Source organism: Metabacillus fastidiosus NBRC 101226 (assembly GCF_001591625.1).
Classification (GTDB): domain Bacteria; phylum Bacillota; class Bacilli; order Bacillales; family Bacillaceae; genus Metabacillus; species Metabacillus fastidiosus.
In genome coordinates, this window is sequence record NZ_BCVG01000092.1 from 1 (window position 1) to 14,559 (window position 14,559).

The 14,559-nt window shown below is 34.9% G+C and carries 14 protein-coding genes and 1 pseudogene; 6 read left to right on the top strand and 9 right to left on the bottom strand.

Annotated elements, in window-relative coordinates; translation table 11 throughout:
* Nucleotides 1–500: 500 nt before the first annotated feature.
* The 5 genes from BFA01S_RS17000 to BFA01S_RS22065 all read right to left on the bottom strand — a co-directional run bounded on the left by BFA01S_RS17000 (nt 501) and on the right by BFA01S_RS22065 (nt 6,091).
* Nucleotides 501–920: a VOC family protein gene (locus BFA01S_RS17000; RefSeq protein WP_066233398.1), complete on the bottom strand. Its 420-nt coding sequence runs from the start codon at nt 918–920 to the stop codon at nt 501–503.
* Between the two features lie 86 nt (nt 921–1,006).
* Nucleotides 1,007–2,344: a diguanylate cyclase gene (locus BFA01S_RS17005; protein ID WP_066233402.1), complete on the bottom strand. Its 1,338-nt coding sequence runs from the start codon at nt 2,342–2,344 to the stop codon at nt 1,007–1,009.
* Nucleotides 2,345–2,507: 163 nt separating this feature from the next.
* Nucleotides 2,508–2,807 carry a hypothetical protein gene (locus tag BFA01S_RS17010; protein WP_066233404.1) on the bottom strand — a complete coding sequence of 100 codons (300 nt, stop codon included), beginning with the start codon at nt 2,805–2,807 and terminating at the stop codon, nt 2,508–2,510.
* Between the two features lie 231 nt (nt 2,808–3,038).
* Nucleotides 3,039–4,487, bottom strand: coding sequence for a CPBP family intramembrane glutamic endopeptidase (locus tag BFA01S_RS17015; RefSeq protein WP_066233406.1), 1,449 nt, complete (start codon nt 4,485–4,487; stop codon nt 3,039–3,041).
* Between the two features lie 443 nt (nt 4,488–4,930).
* Nucleotides 4,931–6,091, bottom strand: a complete 1,161-nt coding sequence (locus tag BFA01S_RS22065) for a glucosaminidase domain-containing protein (RefSeq protein ID WP_082800050.1) — start codon at nt 6,089–6,091, stop codon at nt 4,931–4,933.
* Between the two features lie 125 nt (nt 6,092–6,216).
* Here BFA01S_RS22065 and BFA01S_RS17025 point away from each other — a divergent pair.
* Nucleotides 6,217–6,569 (top strand): annotated as a pseudogene (locus BFA01S_RS17025) (SDR family NAD(P)-dependent oxidoreductase); the annotation flags it as partial.
* 62 nt (nt 6,570–6,631) lie between these two features.
* On the opposite strand, the gene BFA01S_RS23700 reads toward BFA01S_RS17025, so the two are convergent.
* Nucleotides 6,632–7,189, bottom strand: a complete 558-nt coding sequence (locus BFA01S_RS23700; RefSeq protein WP_328014382.1) for an alpha/beta hydrolase — start codon at nt 7,187–7,189, stop codon at nt 6,632–6,634.
* Nucleotides 7,146–7,604 carry an alpha/beta fold hydrolase gene (locus BFA01S_RS23705; RefSeq protein WP_328014383.1) on the bottom strand — a complete coding sequence of 153 codons (459 nt, stop codon included), beginning with the start codon at nt 7,602–7,604 and terminating at the stop codon, nt 7,146–7,148. Before BFA01S_RS23705 ends, BFA01S_RS23700 begins: the two co-directional genes overlap by 44 nt.
* Before the next feature lie 581 nt (nt 7,605–8,185).
* On the opposite strand from BFA01S_RS23705, the gene ssuD reads away from it, so the two are divergent.
* From ssuD to BFA01S_RS17055, 5 genes are read left to right on the top strand one after another with little or no spacing between them, the layout of a single operon-like run.
* A complete protein-coding gene (gene ssuD, locus BFA01S_RS17035) occupies nt 8,186–9,265 on the top strand; it encodes an FMNH2-dependent alkanesulfonate monooxygenase (protein ID WP_066233408.1) in 1,080 nt (359 codons plus the stop codon).
* A complete protein-coding gene (locus tag BFA01S_RS17040) occupies nt 9,265–9,717 on the top strand; it encodes a GNAT family N-acetyltransferase (RefSeq protein WP_066233412.1) in 453 nt (150 codons plus the stop codon). The genes ssuD and BFA01S_RS17040 overlap by 1 nt, the downstream gene beginning before the upstream one ends.
* Before the next feature lie 4 nt (nt 9,718–9,721).
* Entirely contained in the window at nt 9,722–10,495 is a 774-nt protein-coding gene (locus tag BFA01S_RS17045) for an ABC transporter permease (RefSeq protein WP_066233415.1), read from the top strand.
* A 13-nt stretch (nt 10,496–10,508) separates the two neighbouring features.
* A complete protein-coding gene (locus BFA01S_RS17050) occupies nt 10,509–11,540 on the top strand; it encodes a taurine ABC transporter substrate-binding protein (RefSeq protein ID WP_066233417.1) in 1,032 nt (343 codons plus the stop codon).
* Between the two features lie 21 nt (nt 11,541–11,561).
* Nucleotides 11,562–12,413 (top strand): ABC transporter ATP-binding protein, encoded by an 852-nt coding sequence (locus BFA01S_RS17055; protein ID WP_066233422.1) that lies wholly within the window; start codon nt 11,562–11,564, stop codon nt 12,411–12,413.
* A 183-nt stretch (nt 12,414–12,596) separates the two neighbouring features.
* Here BFA01S_RS17055 and BFA01S_RS17060 read toward each other — a convergent pair whose 3' ends face one another.
* Both BFA01S_RS17060 and BFA01S_RS17065 read right to left on the bottom strand, forming a co-directional pair.
* Nucleotides 12,597–13,043, bottom strand: a complete 447-nt coding sequence (locus BFA01S_RS17060; RefSeq protein WP_066233424.1) for a VOC family protein — start codon at nt 13,041–13,043, stop codon at nt 12,597–12,599.
* Nucleotides 13,044–13,328: 285 nt separating this feature from the next.
* Nucleotides 13,329–14,240, bottom strand: a complete 912-nt coding sequence (locus tag BFA01S_RS17065) for a VanW family protein (protein ID WP_066233428.1) — start codon at nt 14,238–14,240, stop codon at nt 13,329–13,331.
* Between the last annotated feature and the right edge of the window lie 319 nt (nt 14,241–14,559).

The window sequence follows — 14,559 nt, forward strand, 5'->3', positions numbered from 1 at the left end:
GTCATCGTAACATTTTCCTTTTTCTCTGTCAATAACTTTTTTAAAATTTTTTTTAACATAATTTCGTTTGCGTTAAGGACAGGATTAAATCTTATCATAAACAACTAATCTTGTAAACCCCTAAATTCTTTTCTGAAAGAAAAAGTATTTTTAAAATAATTTTCTCTCACTGGGGAATTCCTATATTACTTGGATTCCTTCTCGATGTCAATAAAATTGCAAATAAAATTTAAAATCAACTATTTCCCATAAAAATATAACCTTAAAATCACTTCAGTTTTCAGTATCACTTAAAAATCTTTTCTATTAGTATTAACTATATAAAAGTAATTATAGGATAAGAGTTTTTATAACCATTATTTTAATAGTATTCTTGTTTAATTTGCAAGAATTAAAAAGTAAAACGACATATTAATTCAATAAACAACTAAAAGGACCTTTAAAATAGGTCCTTTTAGTTGTGAAAGTCCACAATACTAGTTCTTAACGCTCCCTTATCTCTATCTAACCCTGTCTATAACGTCATCAAAAGCTTTTCCTTTATCTATCATCATAGAAAGTGTTATAACATAACCATCCGGGTCTTTTAAAACAAGTTCACGAGCATTCCAAGGTCGATCAACAGGTCCTTCTTTGACTTCTGCTCCAATTTTAGTTGCTCTAATTGCAAATTTATCAATATCATCTACAGCAAAGTTAAGAATTACACCTTCTCCGTTAAATTCACGATCACTTTGCTTTGACACAAGCATTATATCTTGATATTTCTTTCCTCGGATATGAGCCATTACAGTTTTCCCATCTTTATCCGGCAACTCAAACACCGATTTTAAATTTAAAACATCTTTGTACCAACTAAGTGAAATTGCCATATTACTCACAAACATTTTCACAAATAAAGGCATAGAATAAAATTCCATTACACTTCAACCCTTTCTAACTAAGATACATAAAATATAAATTATCACGTAACGATAGGGTCAAGTGTTCATTCATAATATTCATTTTAGACAGGGTTCACATCAGAATATTGGCTTTTGCTCATATATTTGGTTACTTTATTACGTCCATTCTGTTTAGATTTATACAAAGCCTCATCTGCCATTGAAATGATCTCATTAGATGCCATTTCTCCTATAGGAATAACAGAGGCAACACCTATACTGACTGTCACATATTCATTAACAGGAGAGCTTCTATGCGGGATTTTCAAATCTAATATGGCAGTCTTTATATTTTCAGCTACTGACAGTGCTTCATGTTCTGTTCCCTGCGGAAGAAGCACAACGAACTCTTCCCCGCCATATCTTGCAGCAAAACTTAACGGCTCCGCATTATATACTTGAATACACTCGGAAATAGTTTTTAAACACTCATCCCCAGCTAAGTGCCCATATGTATCATTAAAATTTTTATAATGATCTATATCAAAAAGTATAAGCGAGAAATTGAATGAATTTTTCTTAGCTAATTCCCACTCTGTTATTATAAATTCATTAAAATATCGTCTATTATAAAGACCTGTCAACTCATCATAATTTACTTTTAGTTTTAGAGAAGTAATACTTTGTGATAATTCAGTCCTCATTAAATCGATATTTTTAATTAATTCAAATAATTCATCTCTTTTTCTATATACAGGAATTCCTTTGGAAAAATTATGATCAGTATAACACTTCACTGAGCTACTTAACTCAATAATCGGTTTAATAACAGACTTTAGGATCTGATAATTAATCAATAGATTTATGAATATAATTCCAATTAAAATTATCACTAATGCAGTAAGTGCCATATTAATTCTCTTATTCATAGTGTTCCTGACATTACTTCTTTGCGCCTCTACTTTCTTGGAGAAGTCACTAGTTGTATATCTGAAATCATCAAGCGCTTTTTTCCCTTCTTTTAATAGCTGAACAGTTGGATGCTTTCCTTCTAGTGTCAAATTTACCAGAGGTTCCCCGTAATTTTCTTGCCAATATTCACCCTTTTGAACAACCTGTTTTACTTCTATATGTAAATCGGGAAAATCCTCCGTTTTTTCTCTAAGGTCCTTCGAATTCTCCGAAAATATCTTCATTCCTTCATAATAAGGTTCTAAGAACGTACTATCCTTGCTTAAGTTATAACCCCTCTGTCCCGTTTCTTGATCTATAAGAGACTTAAATAAGTTATTAGCTGACTCCTCAATATTATCTAATGCCCGCTGGCCTTGTATATTAATATTTAAGAATAACCTAACACTTACTGTGCAAGTAATAACTAATATAACAATAATTAAAGCCGAAACTATTATTGAAGATAAGAGCCTATTTCCTAATTTCCCAAGGGAGTTTAAATTCATTATGTTCAACCATCACTTTCATATCCAATAAAATCTATGAATATTTTATCACGTTTGTAATTATATTGGTATTTTATCGTGACTTTTTTACTATAAACAACCCTTTCGAAATATTAATTTCCTTCTTGAATTCTCTATCTTTCTAGTTGTGCTAAGAGATTAATTATCTTCGTATTATATTATTCGTTACCCCTTCATAATCGAATATTAAAATCACAACTTCTTTTAAAGAAGTCTCTCCCGCTCTATATAGCGCTTGGGATATTTCAGTTATTTCTTTAACTGTAGCTTTTCGAACATCATACTTACTTGAAAGATCTTCCCGAATATCTGAAGATTTAGCTTCTTTCATATTTTCACTTATCACAGCAGAGCTTAATTGGACTTCCTTAAAATGAATATCATTACTTTGTGCAGAAGAATAAGATGGAATCAAAGTGGTACTGTTTGATTGAATTTTCATTTAATCACCTTCTTTATAAATATGAGCTGCTTTATATTTATATCGGCTGAACTCCAAAATTCCCCTCGTCCTTTATTCTTTAATAAATCAAAAAAAAGAACAGCTTATGATTTTTTCAATCAACAAGCTGTTTCTACAAAATTTATCACGCTGCACTCTTTCTCTATTATTCTTTTTTACACAAATAGTAATCTATAATGTAAAAGAAATTTAGTACTCTGCAGAAATATATTATTTCGTTCTATACAACAGAAATAGCAATGGACTGACACTAAGAAACAGGGCAACTATTGCCACATTGATATTAACGGAAAATAGAAAAAATGCAGTAATCAAACTGTTATTGAAATAGTGACAGAAAACCGCTGTTTTAAAACCGAATTTTTTATAAACAAAATAGAAAAACGGCCCTCCAATGATCATAAATTCAATCACTCTCAAGTACCACGGATGTACATCATAAGCAAGATGGAGAATTCCCCATAAAAAAGATGTTAAAAGAACTGAAGTAATTACACCAAAACGATCAAAAAAGGGAATCATATATCTTCTGAAAACAGCTTCTTCCGTGACAGCGGCACTTAAACCGATAAAAAGAGTAAATATCGGGAGAATCCACGGATTTACGTTAATCAGGAGTCCATGATTTAAGACTGGAGAAATCCAGCTGCCAAAAAATCCAGTGATGTAAAAGAACAGACTAGTCAAAGCAAAAAAGATAATTGTCAATAACAAACCTTGAAAAATGGCATCTTTCCACTCAAGAATCTTTATTTCATGACTCTTAGCAGACTTTTTCCAACGTATTAATAATGTAGCAAGAGTGAGATAAGTCATAAAAGCAGGCTCGATTGCCCCAAAACCAGTAATGGAGCTTCCCATTGCACTCGTTAGGAAAAACCATCCAAAGCCCGCAACCAATGACAATAAAAATGGTGCGACAAACGCTTCGATTTGTTTTTTAATTAGACGTTTAATGAGCTGTACAGTGACGATAATAAGAAGTGTGACAAGAAACAGCAGCATAAATATAGAAATAATCATTAAACCGGTCGAATCTTCTACTTCCTGCAACGGAAATCCTGCAGCCGCTCCATACTGTTGAAATTCTATAATCTTATTTTCACTCGTATAGATCTCAACAACCTTTGATATGTTATCCAATGAGGTTGATGCTGTATAGACATACTTCATATGCCAATCAGTAAAGATTTCACCTTCTGAAGCTTTTTGTGTTTGCAATGTATATCCGCTGCCGAAATAAGTCTGAATAAAGTTATCTATACTATTTTTTTCGTTGAACGGTAATGAGATTCCTGACGCTCTTGTTATTTGTCCGTTACTTGGATTAATTTCATATAACCGCTCACCTGTCTCCACCTCAATAGTATAAATAGGTACTTTTTGCTGGAGTTCATCCAGTTGCCCCTCATCAAACTGATGGCTTTCCACATAGCGGCCAATACTATTGTTTGCCTTCGCATTAATAAAGGTAACATCCTCAGCAGAAAAAGACGGGAGATTTAACTTTTCACTTTCAGTTACTATGTAATTAAAAATATCCGCTTTATTGTAAGATGGTAATGGATATTTAATCTCAGATGATCCTAACGATAAAATTAGAATGTATATTGTTAATGATACAGCTGCAATGATACTTAATCGACGACTTTTACTCAATACGAATCCTCCTAAATACTTCAAAAACTTTTAATAATTATTCAAAAAACAACTACTTGTCATTCCTTGCACAGTCTTCTTTAGTCTAATAGGGGAAGCTTAATACTATTTAAACGGTTCCTTATGGAAATATTAACAATTTTAAAAATTAAGATACGGTTACCATTTCCTAAACTCCTGATTTCTTAATGAACATAGAAAAAGGAAGAACTTAGATTAAGCATCTAATTTTCTTCCTTGTTAACGAATGACTATTTTTTAATAAAGTTAATTTCACTATACCTTCTGATGAAATATTCTTATTTACATCTCAAGGAGTTAATAAGCTCTATCTAATAATAACTGCTTTGCCATCGAATTGATTATATGAATGAAGGTCAAGAAATACTTAAGCAGCACATTCATAAAAAATCAGACAGCGGCTCAAGCTGTCTGATTTCAAGTCAGTTAATATAGGTCATAGTTTTTTTATTATATTGAACTGTATAGCCGCCGCCCATATCAAGACGGTCACCATCAATTCCAAATACACGGTAACTCGATCCCTTTTTAAGAGTACTGTGAGGATCTCCATTAGGCTTGTACATAACAGTATCCGCTGAGAACTCAACTCGGCCTAAATGGTAAATCGGTTTATCCGATTTTTTCACATAAAAGCCTCCGCCTACCTGATAAGTCTCTTCATCATAATCAAAGACCATAAGCGCTTCACCTAATCTGAAAATACGGTGGACAGTACCATCTGGCTTGTACATAACAGTTTTGGAATCCTTAATAAGAATTCTACCTATGTACAAACTCATTTTACTGCTGTTGGCTTCTACAAGATAACCTCCACCAACATCATAATTATTGCCTAAAACCCCAAAGACTCTAACTTTTTCATCTTTCTTAAGCGTTTTAAATACTGAGCCATCAGGAGCAAGCATTGGAACATCAGCATTTATCGTCAGTTTCCCTACTGGCAGCTTATGATTAGTTGGTAAATCTACATGTGGAATAGTAAGAGTCATTTGTGACATATTAAAATGATATTGAAGAACCTTTTCTCCGTATCCCTTTCCAGGCACGGCCCATCTCCCATTTAAATCTGTCCATAGAGGAGCAATTCCACGTGTCACAAGATGAAATCTCGGATCTGCAAGCTCAGTATTCAGCGGTTCCTTGCTGGCATACGCTTTTAAATGCTGAATTTGTGCACGAACTCCTTCTTCAGGTGTTGCAAAAAACGCACCTTTCACTCCCCCACCAGTCGTTCCAATTCCTGAATAATTATTCTGTTCAGGTATTACATCTCCCTGAAATCTGAAAAAACCGGTTTCGTGGATTGCCTGACCAAATGCGATATCACCACGTACTCCTTCTTTTTTTCCAATTTCAAGATATAGTTCAGCTAGCTTATAAATAGATATATTAGTAAGCTTTGGGTCCTGTTCATTCAGAAGAACGTAATCACCCATTTGCTTTGAAGTCAACTTAGAAGGTCCCATAATCGTTACGGCTTCCGCTTCTGTTTCTGCTTTTGCAGGTGAAACAGGAATCAAAAAACTCAGAAGCAAAACAATAGCAAAAACCAAAGGATAAGGACGAGTTTCTCTTAGCATAGTAGTCTGTCTCCTTTTTTCCATTTTATAAACAACAAAACATATTATAGCAAATAATAGATATATAGTTACCTATTTCTTGCAAAATATTAAAACACAGGAAGAAGGACCTATCTTGTATAATTTATATGAAAAAGCAGCGATCAGGTGTAATCGTTAATATGGGGAGCGTGGCAGGAATGACTGGAATAGGGTCATCTATTTCCATACGCAGCAACAAAATCAGCCATTCATACAATGACAAGATCTTTAGCTATCGCATTAGCACCTTATATCAGAGTGAATAGTATCTCTCCTCGCGCAGTTGATACAAGATGGTGGTCTGGCAATCAAGAAAAAAATGTATCAGCTTGCGGGAAGTTTACCACTTAAGAGAATCCCAACATCAGATGATATTGCAGATGCTATTCTTTTTCAGTTAACTCAGGAATCTATCACCGGTAAATTTTTTACAATTGATAATGAACAAACACTCTAAACACTTTCCTGTAACAATAAGAAAGTGTTTAGAATAGATTTCATTTTTAAATGTAATCGTCATTAAAATGTTCCTATAAAATCATTAACAATTTTGCTCATTTCCTTATAACGAGACCAATGCAGATAGTGATGTCCTTCTAATACAACAAGCTTCTTAGAACGTAAATCGCTTATTTGCGTTTGATAAAAAGATACAATTGTTTTCCCATCTTCCGTCACTTTATCATCTTTAACAGCAAATATCAGAACGGGGATTTTTGGAGGAAATGACATATTGATTGTTTTATTGATATTACGATTCATTTCATTAGCTTCAGCAACGATATTTTTGTTAGTAAGCTTCCAGGCAGAAATGGCCTCAGTCATCTCTAAGTTATTATCAGAATAGGTTCCCTGATCGGCAATCGGAAGGTACTCCTCCGGATTCATATTTACTGCCAGTCTCGCAATTCCAATCGGTGCTATAGCACCCAAGTACCTGGGCATGACTGGAGGAGATTCATCAAAATACTCCACTGCTTGCGGTAAAGTGCAGTCAATTCCTATGACCGCTTTAATTTCATTAGGATATTTATTAACATAATACATACTGTAGATGCCGGAACCGGAATGAGGCATTAAAATGTAAGGACCTTCTATAGTCGCTTTTTTTTAATGCTGTTCTTATTTCTTCTACGATGTTTTCAACCGTTCGTTCCTTATTAGTAACATCACTCCAACCATATCCAAATGTCTCTACCACTACTATTCTATTATCCTTTGCCATTTCATTAATCAAAGGTTCATAATCCAATGCGGGTGCCGCAGTACCCAAACTACTTAATAAAACAATCGTGTTTGCACCTTTCCCCTTTGTATATACATGCATACTCTTTCCATCAACTTCCACCAATTGTCCTAAAGGTGGGTATTTATTTTTTTCATATATCGTGATTATCTGGCTAGATATTACCCCAATAAAAAGAATTGCTGCAATAATCAATACAATATTTCTAATAAAAATCCAAAATCTAAATTTTTTCCTTATTCCCACTAATTTCACCGCTTTTTGTAATAAATATTTATATCAGATACACTGTTTTCTCTTTTTATGACTACTTATGATTCTATAGCTCTTTTTTTAAAGCCTATTTAAGGATTGTTTAAATATAGTTTAAATTGATAGCAATATGTTTAATAACCGAACAAATAAAAATAGCATGTTTTGGAGGAAAATAAATAGTTCTTTATAAGGATAAATTCTTGATTTACAAGTTAAGAAATATATTAGAGCTATGAATGAACTAGACGATCATTTGACAAAACAGCTAAAGCATCGGTCAAATTCCAGGTGTTAGGAATCTTCAGTATCTCAATGATTTGCATGTTACACCTTCAGAAGAGATAGTTAAATTCAAAATCCCACAATATTGTTTATTAAAGAACATAAATTATTATAAGAAAATAGACTATTAAAACCCAATTCACACTTGACTAATAGGAAAAATATGATTAATATCTAAATATATTACAACTATATACGCCAATCGGACAACCGAAGGCTTCTTTTACTTACGTTTCCTTGTGATACGTATGTAGAAGGAGCCTTTTTTTATTAAAAAGGAGCTTAATTTTATGGAAATATTTTGGTTTATCCCGACATCGGGGGAAGGACGCTATCTCGGAACAAATATAGGAAAACGGGAAGTGAACATTTCTTATTTGAAACAAGTTGCACAGGCAGCAGATGATTTAAATTACACCGGAGTATTAATTCCGACAGGTCAAACTTGTGAAGACGCATGGATTATCGCATCTTCTTTATTATCCGCTACAAAAAAACTCAAATTCCTAGTCGCTGTAAGACCTGGATTAATGACTCCTACCACGGCAGCGCGTATGGCCGCAACTTTCGACAGAGTATCAGAAGGACGTCTTTTAATTAATGTCGTCACTGGCGGCGACCCGGTTGAACTCGCTGGAGACGGAATTCATGTGAGCCACAGTGAACGCTATGAAATAACAGATGAATTTTTATATATTTGGAAAAACATAATGGAAAAACGAAAAGTTGATTTTAAAGGAAAATACTATGACATACAAAATGGAAAGCTTCTGTATCCCGGAGTTCAGACTCCTTATCCACCCCTTTATTTTGGAGGATCTTCTGAAGCTGCCCATCAAATTGCCGCAGAGCACATAGATGTGTACTTAACATGGGGGGAACCCCCTACAGCTGTAAAAGAAAAAATAGAAGATATTAGAAGAAGAGCACAGGAAAAAGGCAGAACCGTACGCTTTGGCATGCGCCTTCATGTCATTGTACGCGAGACAGAAGAGAAAGCATGGGAAGCAGCGAATGAGCTGATTAAATATGTAGATGAGAAAGCTATTTCGGCTACACAGAAAATATTAGCACGCCAAGATTCTGTCGGCCAAAGAAGAATGACAGAACTTCACAACGGAAGTAAAGAATCACTTGAAATCAGTCCTAATTTATGGGCTGGAGTCGGGCTTGTACGTTGGGGAGCAGGTACGGCACTCGTAGGAGATCCCGAAACAGTTGCTGAAAGACTGAAAGAATATAAAGAACTGGGGATTGAAACGTTCATTCTTTCAGGCTACCCGCATTTAGAAGAGGCTTACCGGGTATCTGAACTTCTTTTCCCTCATTTACCTTTAAAACAAAGCTCGATAAAGGCAGGGATTCAATAATGAATGCAGTTGCCCAAGAGATAAAAGAAATCAACTTAGAGAAAGATTGGAAAAATGCATTTCCACTAATCAAACAGTTACAGCCCGAGTTGAATGAAAATTCATTTTATCAATTAATAAATGAAATGATTCCACAAGGATATAAGATTGTTGGGTTGTATGTGGAAGAGAAAATTGTAGCCATTGCTGGCTTTAGTATAGTGACAAACTTATATTTTCAAAGACATTTATGGCTTTATGATTTAGTAACAGATCATAAGCAACGCTCAAAAGGATATGGCAAAGTTCTGCTTGATTACTTACAGGACTTTGCTGAGAAAAAAGAATGCGGAACGATAGCCTTATGCTCTAGATTTGACCGTACAGAGGCCCATCGTTTTTACACCGAAAAAATGGGATATGAAAAAACAAGTTATGTCATAAAACGAAATTTGCGGAAATTGGAGGGCTAAGACTATGAAAAAGAAATATATACCGCCCATTCTTTCCATATCTGCTATTCTCGGAGTCTTTCTAATCTGGTCCGTATTGAGCTATTTTAATGCAGTGAATCCTCTTTTTGTTCCTTCTCCTATGAAATTATGGGAAGCTTTCACAATTATTCTCAAAGAAGGATATAAAGGGAACCCTTTGATTTTGCATATATTAGACAGTCTTTTCCGTTTGACTGCCGCCTTTTTACTAGCACTCGTAACAGCGGTGCCGCTCGGTCTATTAAGCGGATATTCCCCTTCCATTCGGGCAATATTTGAACCGTTCATTGAGTTCTACCGGCCATTGCCGCCGCTTGCTTACTATACATTGCTAGTATTATGGCTTGGTATTGGAGATGCTTCAAAAATTGCGCTTTTATACTTGGGAGCTTTTGCACCGCTTTATCTTTCGGCTTTATCGGGTGTACAAAAAATCCCTCAGCATCGTATACAGGCTGCCTTATCGCTTGGTGCTACGAAGTGGAGAGTATTTTCCCATATTATTTTTCCTTCGAGCCTGCCAGAAATTTTTACCGGAATCCGTACTTCCCTCGGCTTTACTTACACAACATTAGTAGCTGCTGAAATGGTCGCTGCAACATCAGGACTCGGATGGATGGTACTTGATGCAAGCAAATTCTTAAGAAGCGACATTATTATTGTAGGTATTTTTATTATGTCGATCCTGGCTATATCTATCGATGCTTGTGTACGTCTATCAGAAAAAAAATTACTCCCTTGGAAAGGGAAAGAATAACAGGAGATATAAAATGAAAAAAATTAATATTCTAGCGCTTATTCTTATATTTTCACTTATCATTTCCGGATGCTCTTCCAAACCCCAGTCATCCGAAAAGCCTAATGAGGAAAATGCAAATGAAGATGTACCAAAAGAAGTACGCATTGGATATCAAGTTATTCCTAATGCAGAGCTTTTAGCAAAACAATTAGGATCAGTAGAAAAGAAGTTTCCTAACACAAAAATTACATGGCTCGAATTCGACTCAGGAAGAGATGTTAATACGGCGATCGCTTCAGAAAACATTGATCTTGGCTTAGTCGGTTCTGTTCCTCTTACGACTGGGATTGCCAACAATCTCCCGTATCAAGTGTATTTCATCCACGATGTAATCGGTGATGCAGAATCATTAGTTGTAAGAGAGGATACAGGGATTGAAAGTATCAAAGATGTAGCCGGTAAAAAGATCGCAGTTCCTTTCGGGTCTACTGCCCATTTCAGCTTACTGACAGCTTTAAATAAAGCTGGTATTGATCCAAATCAATTATCCGTTCTTGATATGCAGCCGCAAGATATTTTAGCAGCATGGCAGCGTGGAGATATCGATGGAGCTTTTGTGTGGCATCCTACTCTCGGTAAAATATTAGAAGATAACGGATCAGTATTACTTTCAGCTGAAAAACTTGCAGAAGAAGGAGTCATTACTTCGGATACAGGAGTTGTTCAAAAGAAATTTGCGGATAAATACCCATCTTTCATCAAGGAATATATAAGTGTATTAGATGAATCCATTAACTTATACCGTGAAGATCCGAAAAAAGCAGCAAAAACACTTGCTCCTGCTCTCGGTTTAACAGAAGAACAGACTCTTCAGCAAATGGAAGGCTTAATTTGGCTTGATTACTCTGAACAGAAAGCATCTGATTATTTAGGAACGAATGAAGAAACAGGCCAGTTTGCAAATGTATTAGAATCAACAGGGCAATTTTTAAAGGATCAGGCAATCATCCCGTCTTCACCAGATCTATCAACATATCAATCAGCTATTTTACATCTGAAATAATGAAGAAAGGAGAGATATACATTGCCATTAAATACTTACGATAATCAGCAAGCTGGAGAGGCACCTTTTATAAGCTTGAAGGATATGCAGATGGAGTATCAATCAGGCTCAAAGACGCTAAGAGTGTTAGAAAATATTGATCTCGATGTAAATACCGGCGATTTCATATGTGTGTTAGGACCATCCGGCTGCGGTAAAACGTCCCTTTTAAGAATTATAGCTGGCTATGAGAATGCCACTTCCGGTGAAGTGAAAATTGACGGTAAAAAACATAAAGGACCGAATGCCGATATCGGGGTAGTATTTCAGCAAGCTAATCTCTTTCCCTGGTTAAGTGTTGAAAAAAATATTGAATTTGGATTAAAAATGAAAAAACTTCCCAAATCAGAAAGAAAACGAATTATCGATCATTATATAAATATGGTTGGATTGACTGAATTTTCTTCCTTGCTGCCCCATGAATTATCCGGCGGAATGAAGCAAAGAGCGGCGATCGCCCGCTCCCTTGCAACAGAACCGAAAGTAATTTTAATGGATGAACCATTTGCTGCCCTAGACTCGATTACGAGACAGTCCATCCAGGAGCAGCTAAGGGAACTTTGGAAACAGACGAACAAAACTATTTTCTTCATCACTCATGATGTAGACGAAGCCATTTTTCTAGCAAATAGAATTATTACGATCAATGGATCACCAGGAACAGTCACCCTTGATATAGAAAATCCTTTAGCTAATAAAATAGAGGAAGCATCTGACTATAGAGATTTAAAAGGATACAACGAATTAAGGCATTTATTAATTAATACATTAAAAAATAGAGAAGCACCACTGAGCCAAAACCTTATAAAAGCAAAGATTGCCGCTGCAGAATAAGAGAACATCGAACGTGCACTAGTCAAATGACTAGTGCACGCATTATTTTAAGCTTGTACCAATATTTCTCTGAACTTTCTCTGTTCTTTTAATAGACATTACCTTAAAATCACATAAATTTAATTTGTTTATCCAATTGATCAAAACTCTATATAACATTAAATTGCTTACTATATTATCCTCTTAATTTTCACGAATAATTAACATATCATTCTCATCAAATTCCCAGCTCTCTCCATATGCAACTTCCCAATAAAATCCGTTTGGATCTTGAAAATATCCGCTATATCCTCCCCAAAATACTGTTTCAGGCTCTTTAATGATTTTTGCTCCAGCTTTTTCGGCTAATAAAAATACTTCATCAACCTCTTCTTTTGACTTTCCGTTATAAGCGAGTGTAATTCCTCCAAATCCCCCGACAGCTACTGGCGGACTTTTTTCGTTAATATCCTTCACTAAACGATCAATTTGAAATAGTGAGATTTTCGTCCCAGCATTATTAAAAAAAATCACATCTGGATTTCTTTCATCTCCATATACAACTACTTCAAATCCAAGTCCATCACGGTAAAAATTAAGCGACTCCACCATGTCCTTTACACCAAGAGTAATTAAATTTAAACGATTCATTCTCTAATCTCCTTTTTAAAGATTTTTTATTACTATTTTCTATTCTCATATCTAGATTTCCTTTTACTACATCAGTTAGTTTTTTAATAAATTAACAATCTGGGTAAAAGGAAAATATTTAATATGAACCACTCCGGCATATAGATTAAGATTAAATATTTATTTAGAAACATCTATAAAATATTAACTTTAAGAAAAAAGAAAAAACTCATTTTGAAAAAGATTGATCAAAATGAGTTCTATTGTAATGATTTACTTTTACTCGGCTAGCTGAAAGATATGTATTTAACGCTCCACATTAACCTCTTTTGGTAATCGGGATGGAGCTTTAGGAATTTTTTGCGGTTCATGATTGATCACATCAGAAGAATAAAGTGTAACAATCATACTTCCCCCATATCGTTTAGCCCGAATCAATATTGGCTGATTATATTTGTTTTGAAAGCGAAAGTCAGGTCCATACCAGCTTACAGTAGCATCACGTCCAGGTGGGACATAAGGTACATTCCTGCTATGTGAGTATCGTTCGACGACTCGCAGTCCTGCACGATCAACAGCATTAAACAATGTTGATGACACTTGGCAAATTCCTCCGCCAATTCCTTCAGATAATTCACCTCTTACAATAATAGGAGCACTCATATAACCCTTCTCTTTAGTTCTCTTCCCCACAATTTGGTTAAAGGAGAATGTCTCATTAGGGAAAACAACATGATTGTCAATTGCTTCGGTGGCAAGTGATATATTGTGTGAGCGACTTTTATTGCTGGAATTAAAATATGTCACATACTGGCCAATCTGCTGTGTCCGGATATGTGCAAGCAGTTCACTATCAACTTTCGGATAAATATCTAATTTTGGTACTTCAATCTTTGCTGGTTTATTACTAAAAAAGTAAGTATAGAATTGCTCATCAAATGCCTTTCGATAAAGATGATAACCTACCTGTCCCGGTACGATTCTTCCCTGATCATTGATTGTAGCATTTATGGGGGCCCGGTAAATTTGCTGATCAAGTTTATCAATAAATTGACGATATTTTTTCACATCTATCATTGGGGTACCAGGAAAGGATGTTGTAAAATTTTCACGGTTAACAACAGCGATTGTCTGTCCTTGTTGGGTCACCGTTAGGCTATTAGGAAGCTCTACAGGTTGAGCCAATAGCAAAAAACTAGCTATCCATATTTGTATCATAAGTCGGTATACCTCCCAACATTAGTATGAGCAAGAGTTTATATTTTAATGAAAAAAACATACAATAATTTAGATTAAAATAAAGTATCTTTGCTTTAATAAATGTCTATATAGGAGGTGATAGTTTATTAAGAAAATCGATAATATTTCTAGGGGTAGCCGTTTCTCTGCTAGCGTGTTCGAACGGAATAGAGTATTATTCCAATCAAAGTAAAGATGAAACTGATTTGTTCTCATTTTCTCTTACAGCCAAGACATATTATTGAATTTTAAAAAATGAGCTGAAATGTTAAAGATAATAAAGTGAAACTTCTATCAG